Below are 24,830 nucleotides of genomic sequence, written 5' to 3'. Positions count from 1 at the left end.
AATGCAAAATTATCAAATTGGCTCTGTTGTCTTACTTAAATTACCTTTTTCTGATGCAGTAAACTTTAAACTGCGTCCAGCGCTATTACTTTTAAATACAGGAGATAATGATGTTGTCGTGGCAAGAATTACAAGTCAAATAAATCAAACAGCTTTTGATGTTGAAATTACTGAATGGCAGGAAGCAAGTTTAATGCGTCCTTCAATCGTAAGATTGCATAAAATTGCCACAGTTGAAAAGAATTTATTAGAACGTCAATTAGGAATTTTAAAACCAAATGATTGGCATAAAGTATGTCAGTCTATACATCAACTATGGTCTTCAATTAAATAAAAAATTTTCATTAAATTACTTCTAAATTTATTGACATACTGAGCTTTTTTTATCCATATCTAACACATATTTACTATGACTATCTTCCCTAAATATATCCCCCAATCTGATCCCCCGCTTCCACCTTGGGAAACCCTACCCACAATGTATGATTTACCCAGTGATAACCCAGAGGAACCAGGTTTGCCAGACGATTTTCATTTTTTACAACCTTTACTTTTATATTTAACTTTCCAGCCAACTAACTGGAATCCCGAATTAGTTTATAGTGCGGCCGACCTAAATCTTTACTATGACGTTCAGCATCCTTTATGGTACAAACGCCCTGATTGGTTTGGCGTTGTCGGTGTGCAAAAACTCTATAAAGGTGAAGATTTACGTTTAAGTTATGTAACTTGGCAAGAACCAGCAAATCCTTTTGTAGTGGTGGAATTATTATCACCTGGAACAGAAGATGAAGACTTAGGTAACAAACCCAGTAAAATCAATCAACCTCCGAGTAAATGGGAAGTTTATCAAAATATTCTCCGCATTCCTTACCACATCGTTTTTAGCCGCTACACCAATGAACTTCAAGCATTTCAGTTAGTCGGTGGTCATTATGAACCCATGACTTTTAGTAATGGACGTTTACCCATGCCAGAAATCAGTTTAAGTTTAGGTTTGTGGCAAGGTTCATTTAGAAGTATTGAAAAACTGTGGTTAAGGTGGTTTACCCTAGAAGGGGAAATGATTCCTGAACCTACAGAAGAAACTGCGGCAGCTAATGAACGGGCTAGAATTGCCGAACAAGAAGCCGAAAAAGCCAACAGAAAATCCGAACAACTAGCAGAACGGTTACGACAGTTGGGTGTAAATCCTGATGAACTGAGGTGAAGTACCCACAGAATCCGCTTACGCTACGTCTGGGGCTTTGCGTCTCACTCGCCGTTGCTCTGTTGGGCGTACCCATTGCTGAGTACCCGGAACCAAATCCGGTCTGAGTCTTACACAGCGTCTCTCGGTTTGCACCGTTTATCTCCTCAAAGGGAGAACCCGCGCAGCTACCCGCCTCCCGCAGGCAGTTTGATTACTGTTACGTACATCTGTGTATGGCTGATCTTTTACCGCAGAAGATAATCATGCGAACCAGTGACCGAGGTCTTTCCCCCTTTCTTACACTAGTTACCTTGGCAAGCGTACTACCGCTACTGTTGCCTGTTGTTTGCAGCCGTGTGGGTGGGTCAACAACCATAAGTATTTTCCCATATTCCAGTTGGTAATCAAAACCCGGCTTTTACTATAGGGGACTTCTGGCAAGGATTGTTAAACCTCTAGATAGACATGCGATCGCCTAAAAATTGTCACAATAATGACAACAACCGTTATTTTTACACAATTTTTATATGGGCTTTGGTATTGGTGACTTATTTTGGATTTTCCTAATCTTCACTTCCTTACAACCCCTCTGGCAAAAGCGCCAAATGGAATCTAGGCGCTTACGTACCCTGCAAGAATTTCAGCAAGAACGCAAAAGCCGGGTGATTTTGTTAATTCACCGTCAAGAGTCCATCAGTTTACTGGGAATCCCTCTCTCGCGTTATATTACTATTGAAGACTCAGAACAGATATTGCGGGCAATTCGCCTCACACCGCCCGATGTTCCCATTGATTTAATTTTACACACCCCTGGTGGTTTGGTTTTAGCCACCGAACAAATTGCTAGGGCATTAATTCGTCACCCTTCCAAAGTCACCGTGTTTGTGCCTCACTACGCCATGAGTGGCGGTACAATGCTTGCCCTGGCGTCTGATGAAATTATCATGGATGCCAACGCCGTCTTAGGGCCAGTTGATCCCCAATTAGGTAACTATCCGGCAGCTAGTATTTTAAAAGTGGTTGCAGATAAACCCATCGGTGATATTGATGACCAAACTCTAATTATGGCTGATCTTGCAGGAAAGGCTATTCAACAAGTACAGCGCTTTGTGCGGACTCTACTAAAAGACAATATACCTAAACAAAAAGTTCAACCAGAAAATATTGAACCGATTATCGAAGCTTTGACAACAGGACGTGTCACTCATGATTATCCCGTCACTGTTGAAGAAGCCACAGAAATGGGACTACCTATAACCGTAGGACTACCGCTTTCTATTTACAAACTCATGGATTTGTATCCACAACCACAAGGGGGACGACCCAGCGTTCAGTATATTCCCATGCCCTATGATGATCGGCGTCCCATTCTACCGTCGCCCAAAGGTAGACCAATGGAAGAACCCAATTAAAATTCGTAATTCGCAATAGCAGCCCAAGGCAGGCTAGGCCGGCCGTAAGGACAGCTTACCTGCTAGGGCTTGATAGGGCTTGACGCTTATGGTATTGGTGCCGGCGTTGGCGCTGGTGTTGTTTCTGGTGTTATTTCTGGCGTTGGCGTTGGTGTCGGCGTTGGTGTCGGCGTTGGCGTTGGTGTCGGCGTTGGTGTCGGCGTTGGCGTTGGTGTTGGTGTTGGCGTTGGCGTTGGTGTTGGCGTTGGTGTCGGCGTTGGTGTCGGCGTTGGCGTTGGTGTTGGCGTTGGTGTTGGTGTTGGCGTTGGTGTTGGCGTTGGTGTCGGCGTTGGTGTCGGCGTTGGTGTCGGCGTTGGCGTTGGTGTCGGCGTTGGCGTTGGCGTTGGTGTTGGTGTTGGTGTCGGTGTTGGTGTTGGCGTTGGTGTCGGTGTCGGTGTCGGTGTTGGTGTTGGCGTTGGTGTCGGTGTCGGTGTCGGTGTCGGTGTCGGTGTTGGTGTCGGCGTTGGTGTTGGCTGACTTATAATTTTCCTGGCCTCTTCATTCAGCATTTGGCGGAATGGCAAATTAGCAATGCCAGTTTCTTCCATTTCAAACTTTTTCTGAGCCTCTCGGACAGCTGCTTCTGTTTGCTTACCATAGAATTGATCACGAGGTAAGGGAGTCTCAGGTTGCAATACTACATTTAAATTTGCTTGCAAAATGCGGACGATATTAGCTGCAAAATCTTGGGTTTGTGGGCCTGCTATCCCATCCACAGATAACTTGTACCCTGTCTGAAACTCAGAGATTGCCTTTCTCGTTTCTTTGTCCGTGAGGGGCCCGTTGGTCACCTTAACGTTATAGCCCAATCCCTGTAACACAGCCCGAAATTCCTGGGGCGTATAGTTACGCTGACGAGTAGCAAAAGTTGTTTCTGCTACCACCAAACTAGCTGTTACGACGCAAGTAACAGCAATCGTCATGCTGGTTTTTCCAAAATCACACCACATATGAAAAACTCCTTTGGATTAAATCAGCAGTATTCAGAAGTATCTAGAGGTTAACAGAGAAATTTTACATTTTGTTAAATACTTTATTCTTGATTATTAATAATTTTTGATTAATGTGAGTTCTATTAGCTAAACTAAACTAAATGTATAAAATCTTTTTTTTGCCATCTTCCTATAGAAGTATTTTAAATGAGCAGTAATGATGGGCAGCATCGATCTGAAGCTAAAAAAAGCGCATTTTCCAGATGTATAATCAAGAACTAAAAATGCCTAATCGCAAGTCACCAAAACAACAAAACCTTGTCTTTGAAAGATTAATGGCAATGATTGCCACTGTAAATTTATGCTTAGTTTTGTTTGATTTGAGTTACGTGCCTTGGCGGGATTTCTATTTACGAAATTTTCCCCAAATCACCCAGATTTATGACCCTATCAAAGGTATAGAAAACCACAGAGAAACAACAAATTATTTGAATAGAGTAGATGCACTCCAAGAACAGGTAAGCCAGACTGGATTAACTTCACCAGAAGCCAAGGCTAAACTAGAGGAACTTGACCGTCTTAGCAACGAAATGGTTGACAGTAATCCATTCGCAGCCGTCAATAAAAGTGGCAATTTTGAAAAAGCCAAAAATCGAATGCGCGATCGCATCGGTATCGAATCGGCAAAACAGTCTTTTTCTACGTTTTGGAGTCCAGAGTACTTATCGCAACAAGGCTGGAACCAAGAAATTAATTTTTTTAACAGACAAATCCGCCCCTTAATAGCTACCAACTACTTTCGCCGTATAGGTGAAAATGGGGAACTTCAGGATGATTTTTGGCGCATTGATTTACCCTTTATCCTGCTTTTTGGCATCGAGTTGCTGGCACGTTCTTTCTATCTGCGTCGCCGTCATCCCAGTTTTACTTGGGTAAATGCAATTTTGTGGCGTTGGTACGATATATTTCTGCTACTACCATTTGTTCAGTGGTTACGAATCATCCCCGTAATCATTCGTCTTAACCAATCGCGGTTATTGAATCTTCAACCATTGCAGCAGCAAATAAACCAAACAATATTAGCTAATTTTGCCGAGGAGCTTACAGAAATAGTCGTTGTTAGAGTAATTAACCAGATTCAAGGTTCAGTGCGGCGTGGTGACTTAACCAGTTGGCTATCGTCAAAAGAAAATTTACGTTCCTACATAGATATTAACAATATCAATGAAGTCGAAGCGATCGCAGGTATTTTCGTGCAAACAATCGTCTATCAAGTGCTACCCAAAATTCAACCAGAAATCGTTGCCATTTTACGCCACAACATTACAGTTGGACTGAATCAAACCCCCATTTACCGTAACCTGCACCATCTTCCTGGAATGGGAGACATGCAAACCCAACTCAGCGAACAACTAGCAACTCAAATCACAAATAACCTTTATAGTGCCGTAACTGCTGCGATGGAAGATCCTCAAGGGGCGCAACTTTCTAGTCAACTAGCACAACGCTTTACCGCCGCCTTGGGAGAAGAAATGCAGCAAAAACATGTACTTGAGGAAATCCAAAGCTTACTTGCTGATTTCTTAGAAGAAGTCAAACTCAACTACGTCCAACGCCTATCCCAAGAAGATATAGACCAAATTTTAGAACAAACTAGAAAGCTAAGAACACAAGCACCCTTGGTCGATCAAGGTACTGTTCTTCCAGTGAAAAGGGAAAGTTGAGACAAATCAGGGGGATGAGGAAGCAAGGATGAAGTTTTTTCCCCATGACCGAAGAAGCAGGGGGGAAGGATTCAGGATTTTAAGAGCCAACAGGAAACAGAGCAATTAAATTTATTTATGAAAATTAGAAATAAAGATTTATTTCTATATGCGAAGCACGAGAAATAGTTTGTCCTTATTTCCAGCCCCTAACTTTATTTATGGGGTTCTCCCCTGCCCCCCGACCCCTGCCCCTTTTCCTCTTCCTTGACTATTGACTATGAAAGAAATGCGCTAAACTCGGAATAGAGATGAACTATTATTAGTTCGTCACAAGACTTCTTGGAAGATATCCCTATCGCAGGAAGTGGGTCTACGCCCACTTTTTTTATTGAAATTTCGCATGACTCATCCTTTAGTTCCACAAATTATAGATTTGGCAACACCAGTAGCGGCAGAACTGGGCTTGGAAGTCGTTGGCATAGTGTTTCATACTAACCAGCGTCCACCAGTATTGCGGGTAGATATTCGTAATCCCCAGGAAGACACTGGTCTGAGTGATTGTGAACGGATGAGTCGTGCTTTGGAAGCTTCCTTAGATGCGGCAGAGATCATTCCAGACGCTTATGTCTTGGAAGTGTCCAGTCCGGGAATTTCACGACAACTAATAACCGACAGGGAATTTATTTCCTTCAAAGGATTTCCTGTAATCATTTCCACTTCCCAACCCTACGATGGACAACAAGAGTGGATTGGTCAACTGATTCGCCGGGACGAAACAACTGTTTACTTAAATCAAAAAGGTCGCGTCATTGAAATCCCCCGCACCCTCATTACAAAGGTGCAGCTAGAGGAGCGCTGATCAACGGGAAAATAGGGGCTAGAGGCTAGGGGCCAAAGATTAGGGTATGGAGATTAGGGAATAGAGTAAAACCTTTCTCTACATCCTTAATTCTTTAATGCTTATTGATGCTGAGTTTCTACCTGCTTTATTGTTACTAGTCTCTAGTCCTTAGTCCCTAGCACTTAATTTTAAAGGAGATTGCTTATGTCAATGGTTAGTTTACCAGGATTAAAAGAATTAATTGAAAGTATCAGCCGCGAGCGCAATTTGCCTCGTCTAGCAGTGCAATCCGCTATTAGAGAAGCATTACTCAAAGGCTACGAACGTTATCGTCGCGCCCAAAATTTAGAAAGAAAACAATTTGATGAAGAATATTTTGAAAATTTTGAAGTAGAACTCGATATTGAAGGAGAAGGGTTTCGCGTTCTTTCCACTAAAAGCATCGTTGAAGCAGTTGATAACTCTGATCATCAAATATCTCTTGATGAAGTGCAACAAGTTGCTCCCGAAGCACAATTAGGCGATTCTGTTGTGTTAGATGTGACCCCAGATCAAGGGGAATTTGGGCGCATGGCCGCGATGCAAACCAAGCAAGTACTGGCGCAGAAACTACGAGATCAGCAACGCCAGATGGTGCAAGAAGAATTTCAAGACTTAGAAAGCACCGTTCTCCAAGCTAGAGTCTTGCGGTTTGAAAGACAATCAGTAATTTTGGCAGTAACCAGTAACTTTGGTCAGCCAGAAGTGGAAGCTGAATTACCAAAACGGGAACAATTGCCCAACGATAATTATCGAGCAAATGCTACGTTTAAGGTATATCTCAAAAAAGTTTCCCAAGGTCAACAACGGGGCCCTCAATTACTCGTGTCTCGGGCTGATGCTGGCTTAGTGGTTTATTTATTTGCCAACGAAGTCCCAGAAATTGAGGATGAAGTGGTGCGGATTGTAGCTGTAGCGCGAGAGGCCAATCCCCCTTCCCGTTATGTAGGCCCCCGGACTAAAATAGCAGTAGATACCCTCGACCGTGATGTAGACCCAGTGGGTGCTTGTATTGGAGCTAGGGGATCGCGCATTCAAGTAGTAGTCAACGAATTACGTGGTGAAAAAATAGATGTGATTCGCTGGTCTCCTGACCCATCTACATATATTGCTAATGCCTTAAGTCCAGCCAGGGTAGATGAAGTCCGCCTTATGGACCCAGAAACTAGACAAACTCACGTACTAGTAGCCGAAGATCAACTAAGTTTAGCAATTGGCAAAGAAGGGCAAAACGTTCGTTTGGCAGCTCGTCTCACTGGTTGGAAAATCGATATTAAAGATAAAGCTAAGTACGACTATGCAGGCGAAGATGCTAAATTTGCTGCTTCCCGATCCAGATATGAACCAGAGGAAGATGATTTGGAATTAGAAGAGCTAGAGTATGAAAATCAAGAAGAACTAGAGGAGGAAGAACTAGAAGAAGAGTCTTTTGACACAAGCGATCGCGATTAATTTCTCTAATTTCTCAGTTTCTGGGAGAGATGATACTATTAACAGCATAATTAGTCATCAATGATTACCAGGAATCAGGCAATTTATCATAAGTAAGTGAAAGATTGATCATAACAACTTTATTTTCACATCCAGATTGCTTACCTGTTGGCGTTAGCGTGTCCCCTGGGGAGAAGTCAGATAAGATTAATGAAACCGAATTATCGGCGCTGTATTAGTTGCCGCAAAGTAGGCTTGAAAGAAGACTTTTGGCGGATTGTCCGCGTCTTTCCATCTGGAAAGGTACAATTAGATCAGGGCATGGGGCGTTCTGCCTATATTTGTCCGCAAATGAGTTGCCTACAAGCAGCTCAGAAAAAAAATCGACTAGGGCGATCGCTACATGCATCAGTGCCAGAAACACTGTACCAAACATTGTGGCAACGTCTAGCCCAAAGCCATACCCCAAATCAAAACTAAGTTGAAAAACTTTGTGGTGGTCATGCCCAGAGTACTTGTGCCGAAAGCCGACTTCATCGTGCTTGAGTCACATTCTCTGCAATTGATAGGGTTAGTGGCAAAATAGTAAATGGGTGTGTAAGCCTGCGGCTCTTCCACAAAAAGAGTAGCAAAGTGATACTCCCAACAAGTTTTACTCGATTGTGTTGTGGAAGACTCAGAATCAGCAAAACAAAAAACACAAAAATGGCAACCTGGTAGCGCTCAGGCGCAGCCTGGCATCAACCATCATCCTGGGTGGAAATGCCAGAGTTAAACCAAAACATCTCTCTTTCCTGACTGGAGGCACCGGCAAAATCACCAAGGGCAACCTAAAAACAGTAATCAAAGGATGGAGATGTCGAAAACCAGGCAACCATCCGCTAAAAAACTGTAAATTAAAGGGGAAGAGTGGATGAACAACGGCAAAGTTAGAATCTACGAATTATCAAAGGAATTGAATTTGGATAACAAAGAGCTATTAGCAATTTGCGACCAGCTCAGTATCTCGGTCAAAAGTCATAGCAGCACTATTTCAGAATCAGAGGCAGAACGCATTCGAGCGGCTGCCGAAAAACTGGCGGCTACCAATGTAACTACCAAAGGTGCAACCAGTCATAAACCAAATTCACCGCACACTGGCTCTCGCAATCGACCAGCTCCACCTCACAAACAGCAAATTTTGGAAATTCGCAAACCCAAAATATTGAGAAATACTACCTCCAACGCCCCAGAGGCGTCAGTTGCTACGGATAACCAACTTGCTTCGTCTGATAGCTTGCATGGCGAAGCCACAGCTAATCCTCCTTCACCTCCACGGCCCTTCGATACACCAGTCTCAACCATGAAGCCGACGGCACCAATTCGACCAGTACCCCGGAATCAATCTGAGACCTCGCCAGAACCTGCAATTACCCAAGCAGATCAAGTTTCTAATGAAGAGGCACCGGAAACAATAGCAGAGCAAAAACCGGAAAAAACGGTTCCACACAGACCAAAACCGGAAAAACCCCAAAAACCTCAACTAGTGTCTCCACCCGCCAGACCTGCGGCGGACAGCACCCCTGCCACTGAACAGCTAAGTCCGGCAGAGAAACCCATACTCAAACGCGATCAACCCAAGCAGAAGGTTGCAAAGCCGACAGGCACGGATACCCCACAAGCTCCAGTGCAAAAACAGGTTCGTCCTGCATCATCTCCATCCAGACCGGAGCCTAGAGGCAATAGACCTCCCGGACAAGCAGCAACTGGAGATGGGCCAAGACCTAGCCGCCCAGTACGTCCATCGGAACCTGTAGCAGCAATGCCAACGGCTACTCCGCCTAGACCGATGTCAGGCGCACCCGGAAAAGCTGATCTAGGAAATGATCCGGTTGCAGCCGAACTTTTAGATTTGAAACGCCCCACACCACCGCGTCTAGCCAAAGGTGGTAAAAAGTGGCAAGAAGAAGAAATCATTGACGAAATCAAAGAAAAGAGCAAAGTAGGTGTTAAAGGCAAGCGGGTCAAACCGATCCTGGAAGATGAGTTTGAAGAAGACGATTTACTAGACGACGAAGATGCAAATTCACCAGCTATCGTCCAGGTTAGTCTTTCTATTGCCCGTCCCCCCAAACCTAAAGCTGCTCGTCCTACACAGTCGCCTGGTGCGGCAACTATTAGTGCGCCCACTACCAGAGCGAAAAGATCCTTTTCTCGCCGCGACCACAACCGTCGTCAAGAAGTCGAAACCAAGCGTGAGCGTCCCGAAAAGGTAGTGGTTACAGGCCCGTTGACAGTGCAAGAACTGGCTGATGTTTTGGCTGTTGCCGACACAGAGATTGTGAAAATCCTGTTCCTCAAAGGCATGGCGGTGAGTATCACCCAGAATTTGGATATTCCCACAATTACTTTGGTCGGTAAAGAGCTAGAAATAGAAGTCGAAACCGCCGAACCAGAAGCAGAAGCGCGCAAAGTCACAGAAATGCTGGATGTGGCGGATATGCAACTACTCCAGCGGCGTCCGCCAGTAGTGACGATCATGGGTCACGTAGACCACGGTAAGACAACCTTGCTCGACTCGATTCGCAAAACTAAAGTAGCATCTGGCGAAGCTGGTGGTATTACCCAGCACATTGGTGCATACCATGTAGATGTGCAACATGAAGGACAAACACAGCAGATTGTCTTCCTAGATACTCCTGGACACGAAGCATTTACAGCGATGCGGGCGCGGGGAGCAAGGGTTACTGACATTGCCATCTTAGTAGTGGCTGCTGATGATGGTGTTCGTCCCCAAACCGTGGAAGCCATTAGCCATGCTCAAGCTGCCGGCGTACCCATTGTTGTAGCCATCAATAAAATTGATAAAGAAGGGGCACAACCAGACCGGGTGAAACAAGAACTGACTCAGTATGGCCTCACCCCAGAAGAATGGGGCGGTGAGACGATCATGGTTCCTGTGAGTGCCATTAAGGGCGAAAACCTCGATACCCTCTTAGATATGATTCTGTTGGTATCCGAAGTCGGAGAACTTTCTGCTAACCCAGATCGCTCGGCTAAAGGAACAGTCATTGAAGCACATCTGGATAAAGCTAAAGGAGCAGTTGCTACCTTGCTAATTCAGAATGGCACCCTGCATGTAGGAGATATGCTAGTAGCCGGCTCGGCATTTGGTAAAGTCCGGGCGATGGTTGATGACAGAGGCCGAAGAGTAGAGATTGCTAGTCCTTCCTTTGCTGTCGAGGTACTGGGTTTAAGTGATGTGCCAGCAGCAGGTGATGACTTCGAGGTCTTTGCTAACGAAAAAGAAGCCAGAACACTAGCAAGCGATCGCGCAGACAAGCAACGTCAATCCCGTCTGTTACAGGGACGTGTGACTTTAACAACACTCTCAGCCCAAGCACAAGAAGGCGAGTTGAAAGAACTCAACTTAATCTTGAAGGGAGACGTACAAGGTTCTGTAGAAGCAATTGTGGGATCTCTCAGACAAATCCCCCAAAACGAAGTCCAAATTCGGATGCTATTGGCTACTGCTGGGGAAATTACGGAAACAGATATTGACCTAGCCGCAGCTAGTGGAGCTGTCATTATTGGCTTCAACACCACCTACGCCAGTGGCGCTAGACAAGCAGCCGACGAAGCTGGGGTAGATGTGCGGGAATACAATATCATCTACAAACTCTTGGAAGATATTCAAGGAGCCTTAGAAGGACTTCTGGAACCAGAGTTGGTGGAAGAACCCCTTGGTCAAACCGAAGTTCGTGCCGTATTCCCAGTTGGTCGGGGTGCAGTGGCTGGTTGCTACGTACAATCTGGCAAACTGGTTCGCAACTGCAAAGTGCGAGTACGTCGTGGCGGTAAAGTCGTCTACGAAGGTGTTCTAGACTCACTCAAACGGATGAAAGAAGATGCGCGCGAAGTTAACTCCGGTTACGAGTGCGGTATCAACATTGATAAGTTCCATGACTGGGTTGAAGGTGACCTCATTGAAGCCTATCAGATGGTCACCAAGCGTCGTACACTCACCTTAACGAAGTAGTGCTAGGTACTCAGTGCTGGGTCATGAGTAAAAGTGATGGGTTTTGGGTTGACAACTCAAAACTCAAAACTCAAAACTCAGCACGAGCTAAACCCTGTACACACAGGACTGAGAATAGCTCAAGTTTTCTAGAGATGGCTTCCTATGTCTGTAGAAAGGTGGGTTCCCCTTTAGGCAAATTTCGGTGAATCAAGCACATACACATTTGATATGGCCTCATTTCGCTCTGAACCTATATTGTGGATTCACATCGCTGGATTAGCGGCTACACCAATCTTTTTGGTAATGTGCTTATTATTTTTGTCTGTGGGTGAACCGCTTTTGCCAGTATGGTTAGAGCTGTTCCTCGTAGCCAGCATTGGTGTGATCCCACTGTTGTGGATGCAGTTACACCGCCCTTTTTATATTTTTGCTATTTTGGGTGTGGCCCTGAAGCCAGAAAATTTAACTGAGCAACAGCGGAAAATTCTCTGTTTAATTAAGACAAAGTTAAATCGCTTTTTATCCTTAGCAGCAGCAATATTATTAATTGGGGTGTTGTGGCAACTTTACCAAATGGTGCCACAGGTAGCTAATTTAGCTAAATTTTTACCCCAGTGGCGCAGCTTGGGTCTACTGCTAGCTGCTTTAGCCTTTTTTGCTAGTAACTTATTTTTACAAATTCCCGTGAGTGTGGCGCGAGTTTTAGTGACCAATGACACAGAATTTGCCGCCCTAGAACCATTATCTTTAGAAAAGATTAAGCAGGACTTCACGATTTTAGGTGTACGGGTTAACCAAATTATCCCCCAGTTGTTTTCATCTCTGAGCAGGATGAACACAGACCCCCAAAAACCCCTAAAGTAATCCTTATAGGTATTAAGCAAATTATGCACTGTCTCATGTAGGCAGGGTTGTATCTGCTGAAAATGATGACTGCCGTAACTGTTGAACTTAAAACTAAGGAATGAGAAACTATGGCTCAAATTCCATCTGCTAGCGATCGCCCATTCTCTGCTGATCCGGAAATTTGGTATAGTCTCAAATGCGCTATCGCTACTAGTTCCGGTTTTCAACGCTGGCAACTAGAACATGATGCTCAATTACAGGGACTTCGCCTAGAACAGCAGGTACAAAAATATTTACGAGAAACTTTAGAAACTTTAGCTTATTAAAATTTCAGAAAATCTTGTATACCTGTTTGCAAGCGACGAAGTTGACGGTATGCATTACCCAAGCGATCGCCGTCAATTTCTACATCTGATGTGGGATAATTTTCAATTACTTCCATCAACGTTATCTGCCCATCTTCACTAGCAGAAAGTATTAAAGCGGCGCGCAAAGCTTGTCTGTCGGCTGTCCGTGATGGTGTGTGAATCGCTTGACTCAGCTCATCGAGTATAAGATTACCAACCGGGCTATTTAATACTCTATCTAAAGTGACCACGTTGACCTGCACTGGTGTCGTTAAATATGGACGAATTGCTTGGGGATCTTGTCGAGCCAAGGCAAAATTTACTCGTAGTGAACGTGAAAGTTCCCCAGTTTTCGCAAAAGTTGATAACTCCTCTACAGAAATTGATTCACGCAGGATTCCGTACCTTAGCACTACTCGTTCCGCAGCGAAGGCGGGAGTGCTGAAAAAGAAAGTACAAGTGCTAACTATTACTAAGACTCGACGCAGTACCGGAAATTGATAACGCATTTCTCCTAATTACCATCAGGTTTGTTGTTCTGAGGATCATATCTATTGCTACCAATTAAGGACATCTGGCTTTAGGTATCTATCTTCGGAAAACCACTGCTCTCAGGCACAAATTTATACTGCTGATGTAGCTCGTCATTAGTTAATGGTGAGCAAATTTAGCTATGGCGATCGCTTGATTATTTAGGCTAAACTGGGGAGATTTTGAGATTTGCACAAAAATATTAATATGTTTTCTTACGAAACTTAGCTGATTATTTGCTAGTCATCCGGTATAGTTTGGCATGGGCTTGACAGCTAAGTAGCTGCTATATTTGACCTTGTTTAACCAACTTTAATTCAGCACACCACAGATTCTAACAATGAAATATCGGGGTTTTCACATTTCTTCTGTAAAACATATTCGTTTGATTTCTCATAATTCTCTCGGATCTCTTTTACCCTTACGAGCCGGACTAGCAGCTTTGTTAGTTGTTTCTGGAGGTTCTACATTATTAACCAGTGGGGCAAATGCTGGTGTTACCCAGCAAGAAGCTACTTCCACAACTTTAATGGCCCAAGTTCCGGCATCTGCAACAATAATTTACGTAAATCCTACAACTGGTGCAGATACGGCTGGTGTTGGTCAAACCGAAGCAACGCCCTATAGAACAATTACTTACGCTCTTAGCCAAGCTCAATCAGGTACAACTATTCAACTAGCACCAGGGACTTATAATAGCGACACCGGAGAGAAATTCCCTCTATTACTCAACCCAGGGGTATCCTTACGGGGAGACGAATCTAGTAGAGGTCAAGCAGTCTTAATTACAGGTGGTGGTTTTTACACCAGTCGTACCTTTGCCCGACAAGATATTACCATCTTGGCTAATAACAATAGTACTATTTCTGGCGTGACGGTCACGAACCAAAATCCCCGTGGTACAGGGGTTTGGGTAGAATCTAGTAATCCCACTATTACAAATAATACTTTCACCAACAGTGCTAGAGAAGGAGTTTTTGTTACGGGTACCAGTAATCCCAGAGTAGAAAATAACCTATTTGTGCAAAACCAAGGGAACGGGATTTCCATAGCGAGAACTTCTCAAGGTGAAATTCGCAATAATTTGTTTCAGGATACTGGTTTTGGTTTAGCCATCGGTGGTAGTTCTACACCTTTAGTTGAGGGTAACCAAATTATCCAAAATCAAGACGGTCTGTTTATCTCAGAATCAGCCCGGCCCATATTACGTAAGAATGTAATTCAAAATAATAAACGGGATGGTCTTGTCGCAACTGTCAATGCTCAACCAGACCTCGGTACCAATGAAAATCCTGGTGGTAACCTGATTCGCGGGAATGCTCGTCATGACGTGAACAATGCCACTAGAAGCAATACAATTCTGGCTATTGGCAACGATATTGATCAAAGTCGCATTTCTGGTCAAGTCAATTTTGTGGCTGCTGCTGTTGACCTCCCCACTGGACAAACTGCTTTTGCAGATGTGCCGGAAGGTTACTGGGCAAAAGCTTATATTGAAGCCTTAGCTGCACAAGGTATTATTGCTGGGTTTCCTGATGGCACATTCAAACCCAATGACCCTGTAACCCGCGCTCAATTCGCCACTATTGTCACCAAAGCTTTGACACCACCAGTTAAACGCGCAAATATTAATTTTAGAGACGTGGCTAGTAATTTTTGGGCTTACAATGCCATTCAATCTGCTTACCGCAGTGAGTACTTGGCTGGTTATCCTGACGGTACCTTTAAACCACAGCAGGAAATTCCCAGAGTACAGGCATTAGTTTCTTTAGCTAATGGTCTGGGTTTAACTGCTAGTAATCAGAATGCAATTTCTGTGTACACTGACGCTGCCCAAATTCCTAATTATGCGATTGGCCCTGTTGCTGCTGCAACTACACGCCAATTAGTGATTAACTATCCCACCGCTAGGCAACTCAATCCTAATCGTCCGGCGACAAGAGCCGAAATTGCTGCCTTTGTTTACCAAGCACTAGTTAATGCTGGACGCGCCCAACCAATTCCTTCACCATATTTAGTTACGGCTCAGTAAACAAACTTCTGACTTAAACATTAACAGCGCCAGACTGACAATTTGTTCATCTGGCGCTCACAAAATTTTGCTTTTTATCAACTTTGGGGTCTTTAAATATGGGTAAACCCATTTAAATGGATTTGGGTTTATATTCAGGGTCTTTATATTGACTGACCCCGTTTGAACAATTTCCAGTTTCTCAGAAATTTTTGATTTGTGAAATTTTCTAATATTTTTTTTATATGTTGGAAAAATATGAATATTATTTAAACCAAATATAGTCAAAAAACACTAATTATTAATTTTTTGTAAGTTAGTTTTTGAGACATCTACGAACGTCTTTTCCGACTTTGATCCCAGCGCCAAAGAAAGATCATCAGTGCCACAACTCCGACTTGAAGCGCTAAATTAGGCAATGCGCTATCAACATCTCGCCCAGCCAGCACTTGAAAAAAGAAGATAAATGCGCCAATCAAACCAGATGCACCAAAACCAATATAGAGAAATTGCCGCAAGCCACGATAGGGCGCTGCCATTTCCGCTTTGAGGCGAGCATATTGTTCTGGATTCAGGCGATTTTGAGGATTTGGTTTTACCATGAAGAAATTATGCTACAATTATTTGCTGTATCTGCCGATGTGGCTCAGTGGTAGAGCAGCTGATTCGTAATCAGCAGGCCACGGGTTCGAATCCCGTCATCGGCTTGGATAAAACATATGATCGCATATTAAAGAGCAAGTGTTATCTGAGTGGGTAATTTACTCTTCAAAGTGCGTTTCGCAAAAAGTCTTTAACAACGCGATGCAATTAGCGATCGCACCTAAATGAGCTATTTCATAACCATGCGTATTTTGTGTGGGAAAGGCTAAACAAGCAGCGCGACCGACATGACCAAATTTCATAGCAATGGAGGCATCGCTACCAAAGCCACTTAAAGTTGTCAGTTGTATCGGCATTTCCAGTTGCTTGGCACTATGGCGCAGTTGCCCATTTAAGGTTTCATCATATATACCATATGCATCCTGAACCAAAATCACCGGACTTTCGCCATCTTTTACAGGGTATTCGTCAGATAAAGGACAAATTTCTAAAGCGATTAAAGCATCTAACTGCTGGTTTTGGGTAAAAAATAGCGCCCCAATTGCTCCTACTTCTTCTTTGGCGGAGGCTACCAAATAAATATCGACTACTGGCTGCTTTAAAGTTTGAGCCAAAGCTAACAAAATAGCCACAGAAGCTTTGTTATCTAATGTATAACTGGCAATGTGATCTTTTAACCTGATGGGATGCTTGCGATGCTTACCAATTACCATTCTAGTTCCTGGTCGAACACCAGCTACTTCTAATTCAGCCGCCGTGAGTTTCGTTTCAATCCAAGCATTTTCCCATTTAACAGTAGTATCTTCTTGTTGCACTTTTTGAGGAGATTCGTGGGAGACATGGCGGGAACCAAAACTGAGAATACCGCTGATAGTTTCATTGTCTCCTAGTAAATCCACAACACCTTCACCGTAAATCCAGGGGTATGAACCGCCTAGTTTCCGGACTTCCACACGACCTGCACCACCGACAGTTTTGACTATCGCCCCAATTTCATCTTTATGTGCAGTGATAGCAATCGCTCTTTCTGGGTTTTTACCCGGAATTTTCGCAATAATATTATCAGCGCGATCGCACCATACTTCTACACCTATTGCGGCAAATCGCTGCATCAAAAATTGGTTAATTTCTGTTTCAACACCACTCGGAGAATGGTGCATGACTAATTCTGTAATGATTTGAAATAACTGTTGATAATCCCACATCGATATCAAGATTTTTAATGAAAAAGACAAATTCCAAAGGCAATATGCAAGTTATCTCCCAAGAAAAGCCGAAGACTCCCCAACTCCCAACTTTTGCTTGTATTGAAGAAGAACGCCTACATCGTAAACAGCGACTAGCCGCAGCATTGCGTTTATTTTCGCGGTATGGGTTTGATGAAGGTATTGCCGGTCATATTACTGCACGCGATCCAGAATACACTGAATGCTTTTGGGTTAATCCTTTGGGGATGCACTTTGGTTTAATTAAGGTTAGTGACCTAATTTTAGTTAATCAGCAAGGTGAAGTGATTGAAGGCAATTATCCAGTTAATCAAGCAGCCTTTGCTATTCATTCCCAAGTTCATGCAGCTCGTCCCGACGTAGTGGCAGCGGCTCATGCCCATTCAATATATGGTAAAAGCTGGTCTAGTCTCGGTCGTCTCCTCGATCCCCTTACCCAAGATGCCTGTGCTTTTTATCAAGACCATAGCCTGTTTAATGACTATACAGGTGTGGTATTGGAACTACAAGAAGGTAAACGTATTGCTCAGACCTTAGGTAGTAACAAAGCCATTATCTTGAAAAATCACGGTTTACTTACAGTTGGTCATTCAATTGATGAGGCTGCTTGGTGGTTTATTACAATGGAGCGCTCTTGTCAAGCACAATTATTAGCTGAGGCGGTTGGTAAACCTAGCCCAATTAAACCTGAGTATGCAAGTGTAGCGCATGCTCAGGTAGGGTCACATAATTTGGGTTGGTTTAGTTTTCAACCATTGTATGAGATGATTGTCCGACAAGAACCGGATTTGCTTGAGTAAAAGCTGATTGTTTTTGTTGGCGCTTGAGGACACCTGCTGCACCTAAAGCACCAACAGCCAACATCCCTAATACTGCTCCAGGTTCCGGCACAGATTTAGACTCAAGTGCCAATAATGCTGCATCTGCTACTAGGCTATGAGCGCGTGTTGTGGGATGTACACTGTCAAAGAACAGAAAATCATTTTGCTGTTCAATATCACACACACTATTTATGCTAATCAAGCTACCTACTACACAAGGGATAGCTACATTTGTAAAACCAAATTTTCTGGGATTATCTGCAACTTGATTAAACAACGAAAACACATCAACATCAATCACATTAATGTCAGGCTGATTACTTTTGAAAATATCTAGACTTGTTGCTAATTGCGTATTGTGTGCGACTGTTATATCGGTCAATATTGGCGCTAATCCCATAGTAGCTAAAGCCAAAGGAGTTCTACCTAAATCTGGTAAATTAAATACCATAATATTTTTAGCTCCAAATGTGGCTAACAAATTTAGTGCATTTGATAAATTTTGAACTGTGTTAATAGGATTAGGATCTGTGCCAAATACATAATCATTGCCACCGCCCCACACAGCATATAAAGCATTTGGATCAACCTGCGGATTCGTCGATAGAAATGTTTGGGTAAATAAACTTACTTGTTCTAATACTCCCGGTAACGGCACATTAGGAACAACAGCATTCCCAAAACCTGAACTAGCACCACCAACTGCGAAGTTAATACTCTGGTTGAAAATGTTGGGATTTTCGCTAAAGGGAATAGGATTTAAATTTAGTGTCTCTCCTACATAATCTACCCAAATTTTATTATTAGAAAAACGTCCATTAAAATATGGTGGACTAGGGGGTACAGATGGTAATTGATTCTCCAGATTTTGGGTGAAATTAAAAATATTTCCTGTATCAGAAAGACTATCACCAAATATATAAATATTACTAAAATTAGCAGCTAAACCTTTGACTGGAAACAGGAAAAAAAAGCCGACAAATCCGGCGGCAATAAATTGTTTTTTCATATTTATTTTGTGGTGTTTGCAGCTATGTAGTCAGCTTCAGTAATATTTATCAGAAATGATAAATGTACTGACGGTATTGATGAACTATTGCACAGCCAAGCAATTTCAATTATCTTGATTTGCGTAATTGTATTTAATATTGCTGTCAATATTGAAAGTACTATATAGGGTAGATTCACTAGGAATCCACAAGTTTACCTGAACTTCATTATGTACAGGTTTTTTTTGAAGGATTCGTAAAGTGACAATGCCAAAAATTTAGTCTAGGGTAGACAAATAGCCTACCCTCCCTGAATAGATGTGAATTAGCCGCATTAACCTCAGTTCTGCGATCGCCTGACATTCAAAACTTCAGCAGCAGATATTCCCTCACCTAAAGTGCCAAAATACCCCAAAACCGCAGCAGCTTCAGCGCGAGACACTGGTTTTTTAGGTTGGAACAAAGTTGTATAGCCAAACACTCGCCGAATATTCGATTGTTCACCATTTTGGAAATCAGCCAGCACTGCACGTAATGCCTTGGGGTCAATTTTTCCTGAATCTTGGAAACCCCAAGTTTGGTTAACTGTTTCTAAATTGGCAGTAGGTAAAGCTTGGCGCACATCTAAAGGAACTTTCCAAAGAATCAATTGCTCTCGTGTCAGTGGTGCGTCAGGACGAAATAAAACTGCGGTGGAGTCTCCAGATAAAGGGCTGGGGATTAAACCAGTTTCGGCTAAACCTTGAATGACAGAGAAATCCCCATCTGTGGAAGATACATCACTAAAAGTTGGTTGAGCGCTTGCTGATGCCGGGCGAATTTGTTTAGCTGGATTATTCGCATATATGGCATTGTTAGCAGCAACTAGCCAACGGGCATATTCACGACGAGTAATATTTTTATTGGGTTCAAATGAGTTGGTTGTGGCATCATTAGAGTTGTTCTTAACTGCCTGAGACTCTACAGACAAAACACCTAAAGCTGCTAAATCTTGGATATATTGTCGCAGTTCTTGGGGTGCTTTGTTTAAATCATTAAATTCCTGAGATTTTGGTGTAGCAGTTGTTTGGCTAGCAGATGTGTCGCTTGGCTGTGTCGCCAAGTTATCAGGTAGCACCGGGCCGAGAACATTAGAATTATCGCCTTGAGGATTTGTCTTGGGAGTTGGTTGTGCGGCTGTCGTTGTATTAGATGTGTACTCAATGAGTAATGCAGTGGCTGTTTGTGGTTGATTGGGTTGGGGATTAGTTACTGATTGTGGCTGAATAGTCACCTTTACCTGTAAATCTTGGCGACGTGCTTCAAAGCCATCTACTTCATCTGTTGGCTGTTGTAAAATTTGCCAGTCATTTTTTTGAAACTGCTCACTATAAAAACTAGTAATAAAATTACTGGGGTCAGAACTTAGCCAGCGAGTCTCCACTTTTTCTTCTGAGCCACTCGCAGATGTTACTTCTTGTAGTTGGGCATTAGGATATAAGGGAATTTCTGAGGGAAAGTCAGCCGGTAAATCAGCGGTGGCTTGATTCTCTCCTGTTTGTGGTTCATTATCCTGCACAGCGCCAAATAAACTTGGATTATTTTTAAGCAGGGGATCTGGTGCCAAAGACTGTTCCAGATTTCTGGCGGTTGGACTGTTACCACAGGCTGTTAATGCGGTCATTAAGACAGCCAAACTCATTAAGACGGCTGGACGTTTACGCAAAAGCACAGTAAATCACAAATCACATCTCAATTCCTACCCTAGCGTAGACAGTCACAACTAGGGTAAAGTCAACAAATAAAATCTTGGGTTATGGCCCGGAGACATTCAGGTGTCAGCGGCAATAAAAATTGTTGAAGAACAGCGAAACTGATTAAATTTACGATGTTTTAGAGTTTTTAATTGTTTCTATTGTTGTATTTGTGGTGTGGGTAACTGATTTAATACTCGCCAGAGTACTGTGTAGCTACCATCACTACGGCGGCGCACTGGTCGAAATGCCAGGATGATGTCACTGCTGGAGATTTGCTGTAATTGTTCTGGGGAAATTGGTTGACCATTCAACATCTTCTCCGGTATCTGAAATTGCAGCGATCGCACCACATAAGTATGATTTAATTTAGCTGGAGCATGGGCTAAAATCGTCTGCTTTTGCTGCCAGTTCTGGTCTTTGCCAGTCAAAAACCGCCTTCTGTCTAGTTGTAAAGCATCTAAGTTTTGGGGGGGTTGGTAGTTGAGCAAAAATTCTCTCATGGGTGAGTGTATGGCTTGCAGTTTGCCATCTAACTTTTCTAAAGGGACATCACCTACATCCACCATGAAACTGTAATCTACTCCTGGATGCCTTAATTGAAAGCGTTCTCCCTGCACCTGAAGTGCTAAACTAGGATTAAATCTCTTTTGAGCATCACCTAAAGAGGGGAAAGGGTAGCGTTCATTAACGCTGGGTTGCAGTCTATTCCGGAGAGTATTCAGCGGCCGTTGGTAAGCTGAATATTGTAGTACACGGAAAATACCAGTACGGGGCAACTCCAAAAACTTCGCGTAACTTTGCGATTCTTGGGGATCGAGGTCGTAGGCGAAACGATCAAGGATACTAGCATTTTCCCAAGGATCTGTAAAACGGATTTCTGGGGGAAATGAACTTTGTGTCGCCGCCAAAATTTGCTTGGCAGTAGCCAGAGTAGTCAAAGATGATTCAGGTGCAGCGATCGCAGGTTGTACAGGCGGTACATAATTAGCTATGGCGGTTTTCGCCGTCCTACCAATTACTGGTAAAGGTGCAGATGCTGCGGTCGGTGACTTTGGTTCCCAGGTAGAGAAAGGTGTGGCTAGCTTTCTCAGATGAGGATACTGCATTGGTGCAATGGAAAGCACAGGGTCTGATTGATGCTCACCAGTAACTAGGGGTAGCTGTCTGACTAAAGCTAATTCACCACGTCGAGATAATAATCGGTCTAGCACTGGGGTAAGTTTTAATAATTCCTGGCTAGAAGCATACAAAGAGCAGTAAATTTGAGCTTGGGATGCAGTCAACTGGTCAGGTAAGGAGACTAAGTTTCTCGCTAAATCTGCTTGCTTGCTACACAAAGTGTGCGAGTTTTTATGTTGACGGTGGAGAAAATTTTCCACAGTCTTGACTTGAACCGTTAATTGCCCTCCCACAGCTCGCATCCGATTAGCATCTGGGTTAATTAGTGCTTGCTCAATCCGGGCAATCAAATCTATCTGTCGCTGCACCAGTCGCCCAGCTTCAGTATAAAATTTTTCATTTGATGGCTCAAATGTAAGATGATGTTGTTGGGTAGATGAAGACTGATATTCAGCGGCCAGCACGTTTCTGGCAACAGAAACCAGCAAAAAAGGAAGCAAAAGGCTGAAAAAGATGTGTCTCATATCAAAAATGCCGATCAGATAGGAGTATGAAAAATCTAAAATAGATATTAAATTGAAGAAAAACAACGACCATCGACAATCGTCAGTCCATTCTACTTTCTGTTAAGCGAAGCGTCGCCAGGTTGTTACCAGTGCTGAAACACGATTACATGCAAGTTTCCCAGGATCAGCCTATTTATTCTGAGGCTCCACTCCAGTTGTTGCTCTTTGTCGATGGACGACCAAAGTCTCGGCAACAGGTACAGCGTATCCGTGCTTACTTAAAAGAATTGCAGGCTGAGTATAACTTTGAACTTCAAATTATCGATGTCGGGCAACAACCTTATTTGGCAGAACACTTTAAGTTGATAGCAACGCCAGCCTTAATCAAAATTCACCCAGAACCCAGACAAATTATTGCTGGGAGTAATATCATTGCCCAGTTAAAAAACTGGTGGCCTCGCTGGCAAACTGCTGTAGATGCTTACTTAAAATTGCAAGAAGACTTAGAAGACCGGATAGATGACAATAATCGGGTTTTATCCCCTAAAGCAACCATCCGTTCTGTGGCTGTCTCTGCGGAACTGATAAAACTATCAGACGAAGTTTTTCGCTTAAAACAAGAAAAAGAAAAACTTCAAGAGCAACTACAATTTAAAGACCGCGTGATAGCGATGTTAGCCCATGACCTCCGTAATCCTCTAACAGCCGCCGCGATCGCTATTGAAACTTTGCAATCTAACTACAATATAGAGACTGGTGAGTTTCAGCGACTGAAACCATCGATGGCAGCGCATTTGTTAAAACAAGCCCGTAGTCAAACTAAAACAATTGACCGCATGATCGCTGATTTGTTGCAGGTAGGGCGGGGCAATGATACAGAGTTACCAATTATACCGGAGAAAATGGTGATTGGCAACCTCTGCTTGGATGTATTGGAAGAATTGCGCGATCGCTACATTGCTAAATCCCAAAAGATTGAAACAGATATTCCCAAGGATTTACCGTGCGTATATGCAGATCCAGAGCGTGTACGTCAAGTCATAGTAAATTTACTAGATAATGCCATTAAATACACACCAGATGGCGGCACCATTAGCATTGCCGGATTGCACCGCACCACACAAAAAGTGCAATTCAGTATTGGTGATACTGGCCCTGGCATTCCTATAGAAAACCGCGATCGCATTTTTGAAAACCATTTCCGACTACAACGCGATCAAGGGAAAGATGGTTATGGAATTGGTCTTTGTTTATGCCAACGCATCATTCGAGCGCATTACGGCCAAATTTGGGTGGATTCTGCCCCCAATGGCGGTGCTTGGTTTCACTTTACTTTGCCCGTTTATCCATCTTAATGGGGAGTAGGCTTCGCCGTGAGCATCAGCCGTTAGTAGCCCGAAGGGTACGGGAATAGGGAATAGGGAGTAGGGAGTAGGGACAAGAAAGAAAATAATTCCTTCCCTCATCAATTCAGCATAATCCGGTCACGCCCCTGTTCTTTTGCTTGGTACAGCGCCTTATCCGCAGCTAAAATTAAATCGCCTGGCGAAGTTTCCCAGGTGGGAATAATAGTCGTAACTCCCATACTCAAGGTAATGTACTCACTGACAGCAGACTGATGATGAGATATTTGCAACTCTCTAACTCCAGCTTGTATTTCTTTTGCCACATGAAATGCACCAAATGCATGAGTATTAGGCATAATCACAGCAAACTCTTCACCACCATAACGGGCTACTAAATCTTGATTTCTTTGTGCCTTCTGACTTAAAACAGTACCCACTTCGCGGATACAAACATCTCCGGCTGGGTGACCATAATAATCGTTATACAATTTAAAAAAATCAATGTCACATAAAATTAAGGATAGAGGAGATTGTTTCTGTACTAAGTTAATCCACTGCGTATTTAAATAATCATCAAAGCGGCGACGATTAGCTAGTCCAGTTAATCCATCCACATTGGCGAGATGCTGCAAAGCCAGATTTGCAGCCTCTAACTGTTTGTAAACTTGTGCTTGTTGCAACAGTCGTCGTAACCGTTGGCGCAACACCGCCCAATGAATGGGTTTGGTGAGGTAATCTGTTGCTCCCGCATCAAAAGCACGGTCTACTGATTCCTCGTCATCTAAACTTGTAATCATTAATATGGGGGTGCGTTCCCATATTTTGGAAATCATCGTATTGCCTACAGCCGATTCAGTATCCAGATTGGCAAGTGCTGAAATTAAATTGTTTTTGGCAATTTGTAGCAATTGCCTACAGCACGTGAAACCATCCATCACGGGCATCATTGCATCTAGTAAAACTATATCTGGTTTGACGGTTTCATAAGCATCTAAACACTGTTTACCGTCGGTAACTTCGACCACTCGATAACCTTCTTGTTCCATAGCTTCACGCAACAATACTCGGATGGTCTTGTCATCATCAGCCACCAGAATCACCGGAGGTTGCTTAGGTAAAGAAAATGGGCTTATGCCTGACATGAATTGCGTTCCACT

Annotated in this window: 20 protein-coding genes, 1 tRNA gene and 1 pseudogene; 14 read left to right on the top strand and 8 right to left on the bottom strand. The window is 43.3% G+C overall.

The window, feature by feature from the left end; translation table 11 throughout:
* Nucleotide 1 precedes the first annotated feature (1 nt).
* From ACM0OS_RS10140 to ACM0OS_RS10130, 3 genes are all read left to right on the top strand, one after another.
* On the top strand, nt 2–334 hold the full coding sequence (locus ACM0OS_RS10140) for a type II toxin-antitoxin system PemK/MazF family toxin (protein ID WP_414543058.1): 333 nt from the start codon (nt 2–4) through the stop codon (nt 332–334).
* Between the two features lie 75 nt (nt 335–409).
* A complete protein-coding gene (locus ACM0OS_RS10135) occupies nt 410–1,210 on the top strand; it encodes a Uma2 family endonuclease (protein WP_414543057.1) in 801 nt (266 codons plus the stop codon).
* Nucleotides 1,211–1,719: 509 nt separating this feature from the next.
* Complete coding sequence (locus tag ACM0OS_RS10130; RefSeq protein ID WP_414543056.1) at nt 1,720–2,604, top strand: SDH family Clp fold serine proteinase; 885 nt, start codon at nt 1,720–1,722, stop codon at nt 2,602–2,604.
* 227 nt (nt 2,605–2,831) lie between these two features.
* Here the strand turns inward: ACM0OS_RS10130 and ACM0OS_RS10125 are convergent.
* A pseudogene (locus tag ACM0OS_RS10125) lies at nt 2,832–3,593 on the bottom strand (peptidoglycan-binding protein); the annotation flags it as partial.
* A 266-nt stretch (nt 3,594–3,859) separates the two neighbouring features.
* On the opposite strand from ACM0OS_RS10125, the gene ACM0OS_RS10120 reads away from it, so the two are divergent.
* The 7 genes from ACM0OS_RS10120 to ACM0OS_RS10090 all read left to right on the top strand — a co-directional run bounded on the left by ACM0OS_RS10120 (nt 3,860) and on the right by ACM0OS_RS10090 (nt 12,764).
* A complete protein-coding gene (locus ACM0OS_RS10120; RefSeq protein ID WP_414543055.1) occupies nt 3,860–5,299 on the top strand; it encodes a hypothetical protein in 1,440 nt (479 codons plus the stop codon).
* Between the two features lie 382 nt (nt 5,300–5,681).
* On the top strand, nt 5,682–6,140 hold the full coding sequence (gene rimP, locus ACM0OS_RS10115; RefSeq protein WP_414543054.1) for a ribosome maturation factor RimP: 459 nt from the start codon (nt 5,682–5,684) through the stop codon (nt 6,138–6,140).
* A gap of 186 nt (nt 6,141–6,326) precedes the next feature.
* Complete coding sequence (gene nusA, locus ACM0OS_RS10110) at nt 6,327–7,613, top strand: transcription termination factor NusA (RefSeq protein ID WP_414543053.1); 1,287 nt, start codon at nt 6,327–6,329, stop codon at nt 7,611–7,613.
* 189 nt (nt 7,614–7,802) lie between these two features.
* Nucleotides 7,803–8,072, top strand: a complete 270-nt coding sequence (locus ACM0OS_RS10105) for a YlxR family protein (protein ID WP_414543052.1) — start codon at nt 7,803–7,805, stop codon at nt 8,070–8,072.
* Between the two features lie 433 nt (nt 8,073–8,505).
* The gene (gene infB / locus ACM0OS_RS10100) at nt 8,506–11,610 is read left to right on the top strand and encodes a translation initiation factor IF-2 (protein WP_414543051.1); all 3,105 of its coding nucleotides are present in this window, start codon (nt 8,506–8,508) and stop codon (nt 11,608–11,610) included.
* A gap of 210 nt (nt 11,611–11,820) precedes the next feature.
* The gene (locus ACM0OS_RS10095) at nt 11,821–12,456 is read left to right on the top strand and encodes a low-complexity tail membrane protein (RefSeq protein ID WP_414543050.1); all 636 of its coding nucleotides are present in this window, start codon (nt 11,821–11,823) and stop codon (nt 12,454–12,456) included.
* A gap of 110 nt (nt 12,457–12,566) precedes the next feature.
* Nucleotides 12,567–12,764 (top strand): hypothetical protein, encoded by a 198-nt coding sequence (locus ACM0OS_RS10090; protein ID WP_414543049.1) that lies wholly within the window; start codon nt 12,567–12,569, stop codon nt 12,762–12,764.
* Here the strand turns inward: ACM0OS_RS10090 and ACM0OS_RS10085 are convergent.
* The gene (locus ACM0OS_RS10085) at nt 12,761–13,294 is read right to left on the bottom strand and encodes an alpha/beta hydrolase (RefSeq protein ID WP_414543048.1); all 534 of its coding nucleotides are present in this window, start codon (nt 13,292–13,294) and stop codon (nt 12,761–12,763) included. The genes ACM0OS_RS10090 and ACM0OS_RS10085 overlap by 4 nt on opposite strands.
* 362 nt (nt 13,295–13,656) lie before the next feature.
* Between ACM0OS_RS10085 and ACM0OS_RS10080 the strand changes: the two genes are divergently transcribed.
* Nucleotides 13,657–15,348 (top strand): DUF1565 domain-containing protein, encoded by a 1,692-nt coding sequence (locus ACM0OS_RS10080; RefSeq protein WP_414543047.1) that lies wholly within the window; start codon nt 13,657–13,659, stop codon nt 15,346–15,348.
* Nucleotides 15,349–15,659: 311 nt separating this feature from the next.
* On the opposite strand, the gene ACM0OS_RS10075 is transcribed toward ACM0OS_RS10080, so the two are convergent.
* Entirely contained in the window at nt 15,660–15,929 is a 270-nt protein-coding gene (locus tag ACM0OS_RS10075) for a DUF3493 domain-containing protein (protein WP_414543046.1), read from the bottom strand.
* A gap of 33 nt (nt 15,930–15,962) precedes the next feature.
* On the opposite strand from ACM0OS_RS10075, the gene ACM0OS_RS10070 reads away from it, so the two are divergent.
* A tRNA-Thr gene (locus tag ACM0OS_RS10070) sits at nt 15,963–16,034 on the top strand.
* Nucleotides 16,035–16,088: 54 nt separating this feature from the next.
* On the opposite strand, the gene ACM0OS_RS10065 is transcribed toward ACM0OS_RS10070, so the two are convergent.
* Nucleotides 16,089–17,135: a M42 family metallopeptidase gene (locus ACM0OS_RS10065; protein WP_414543045.1), complete on the bottom strand. Its 1,047-nt coding sequence runs from the start codon at nt 17,133–17,135 to the stop codon at nt 16,089–16,091.
* 44 nt (nt 17,136–17,179) lie between these two features.
* On the opposite strand from ACM0OS_RS10065, the gene ACM0OS_RS10060 reads away from it, so the two are divergent.
* Nucleotides 17,180–17,956 (top strand): class II aldolase/adducin family protein, encoded by a 777-nt coding sequence (locus ACM0OS_RS10060; protein ID WP_414543088.1) that lies wholly within the window; start codon nt 17,180–17,182, stop codon nt 17,954–17,956.
* On the opposite strand, the gene ACM0OS_RS10055 is transcribed toward ACM0OS_RS10060, so the two are convergent.
* The 3 genes from ACM0OS_RS10055 to ACM0OS_RS10045 form a co-directional block, all read right to left on the bottom strand.
* Nucleotides 17,898–18,986: an SGNH/GDSL hydrolase family protein gene (locus ACM0OS_RS10055; RefSeq protein ID WP_414543044.1), complete on the bottom strand. Its 1,089-nt coding sequence runs from the start codon at nt 18,984–18,986 to the stop codon at nt 17,898–17,900. The genes ACM0OS_RS10060 and ACM0OS_RS10055 overlap by 59 nt on opposite strands.
* Before the next feature lie 320 nt (nt 18,987–19,306).
* Complete coding sequence (locus ACM0OS_RS10050; RefSeq protein ID WP_414543043.1) at nt 19,307–20,677, bottom strand: S-layer homology domain-containing protein; 1,371 nt, start codon at nt 20,675–20,677, stop codon at nt 19,307–19,309.
* A gap of 180 nt (nt 20,678–20,857) precedes the next feature.
* Nucleotides 20,858–22,345, bottom strand: a complete 1,488-nt coding sequence (locus ACM0OS_RS10045) for a hypothetical protein (protein WP_414543042.1) — start codon at nt 22,343–22,345, stop codon at nt 20,858–20,860.
* Between the two features lie 131 nt (nt 22,346–22,476).
* Here ACM0OS_RS10045 and ACM0OS_RS10040 point away from each other — a divergent pair, with 131 nt between their 5' ends.
* Nucleotides 22,477–23,682: a histidine kinase gene (locus ACM0OS_RS10040; protein WP_414543041.1), complete on the top strand. Its 1,206-nt coding sequence runs from the start codon at nt 22,477–22,479 to the stop codon at nt 23,680–23,682.
* Nucleotides 23,683–23,792: 110 nt separating this feature from the next.
* Here ACM0OS_RS10040 and ACM0OS_RS10035 read toward each other — a convergent pair whose 3' ends face one another.
* Entirely contained in the window at nt 23,793–24,815 is a 1,023-nt protein-coding gene (locus ACM0OS_RS10035) for a diguanylate cyclase domain-containing protein (protein ID WP_414543040.1), read from the bottom strand.
* Nucleotides 24,816–24,830 lie beyond the last annotated feature (15 nt).

The sequence above is a fragment of the Nostoc sp. CCY0012 genome (assembly GCF_963920855.1).
Lineage (GTDB): Bacteria > Cyanobacteriota > Cyanobacteriia > Cyanobacteriales > Nostocaceae > Cyanocohniella.
The sequence above is the reverse complement of the archived record's forward strand: the minus strand, read 5'-3'. Positions and strand labels throughout refer to the sequence as shown.

Coding starts and splice junctions, on each gene's coding strand:
- ACM0OS_RS10035 (WP_414543040.1), bottom strand. CDS start 24,815: ATGTCAGGCATAAGCCCATTTTCTTTACCTAAGCAACCTCCGGTGATT.
- ACM0OS_RS10135 (WP_414543057.1), top strand. CDS start 410: ATGACTATCTTCCCTAAATATATCCCCCAATCTGATCCCCCGCTTCCA.
- ACM0OS_RS10055 (WP_414543044.1), bottom strand. CDS start 18,986: ATGAAAAAACAATTTATTGCCGCCGGATTTGTCGGCTTTTTTTTCCTG.
- ACM0OS_RS10065 (WP_414543045.1), bottom strand. CDS start 17,135: ATGTGGGATTATCAACAGTTATTTCAAATCATTACAGAATTAGTCATG.
- ACM0OS_RS10120 (WP_414543055.1), top strand. CDS start 3,860: ATGCCTAATCGCAAGTCACCAAAACAACAAAACCTTGTCTTTGAAAGA.
- ACM0OS_RS10060 (WP_414543088.1), top strand. CDS start 17,180: ATGCAAGTTATCTCCCAAGAAAAGCCGAAGACTCCCCAACTCCCAACT.
- nusA (WP_414543053.1), top strand. CDS start 6,327: ATGTCAATGGTTAGTTTACCAGGATTAAAAGAATTAATTGAAAGTATC.
- infB (WP_414543051.1), top strand. CDS start 8,506: ATGAACAACGGCAAAGTTAGAATCTACGAATTATCAAAGGAATTGAAT.
- ACM0OS_RS10045 (WP_414543042.1), bottom strand. CDS start 22,345: ATGAGACACATCTTTTTCAGCCTTTTGCTTCCTTTTTTGCTGGTTTCT.
- ACM0OS_RS10095 (WP_414543050.1), top strand. CDS start 11,821: ATGGCCTCATTTCGCTCTGAACCTATATTGTGGATTCACATCGCTGGA.
- ACM0OS_RS10075 (WP_414543046.1), bottom strand. CDS start 15,929: ATGGTAAAACCAAATCCTCAAAATCGCCTGAATCCAGAACAATATGCT.
- rimP (WP_414543054.1), top strand. CDS start 5,682: ATGACTCATCCTTTAGTTCCACAAATTATAGATTTGGCAACACCAGTA.
- ACM0OS_RS10080 (WP_414543047.1), top strand. CDS start 13,657: ATGAAATATCGGGGTTTTCACATTTCTTCTGTAAAACATATTCGTTTG.
- ACM0OS_RS10105 (WP_414543052.1), top strand. CDS start 7,803: ATGAAACCGAATTATCGGCGCTGTATTAGTTGCCGCAAAGTAGGCTTG.
- ACM0OS_RS10140 (WP_414543058.1), top strand. CDS start 2: ATGCAAAATTATCAAATTGGCTCTGTTGTCTTACTTAAATTACCTTTT.
- ACM0OS_RS10130 (WP_414543056.1), top strand. CDS start 1,720: ATGGGCTTTGGTATTGGTGACTTATTTTGGATTTTCCTAATCTTCACT.
- ACM0OS_RS10085 (WP_414543048.1), bottom strand. CDS start 13,294: ATGCGTTATCAATTTCCGGTACTGCGTCGAGTCTTAGTAATAGTTAGC.
- ACM0OS_RS10090 (WP_414543049.1), top strand. CDS start 12,567: ATGGCTCAAATTCCATCTGCTAGCGATCGCCCATTCTCTGCTGATCCG.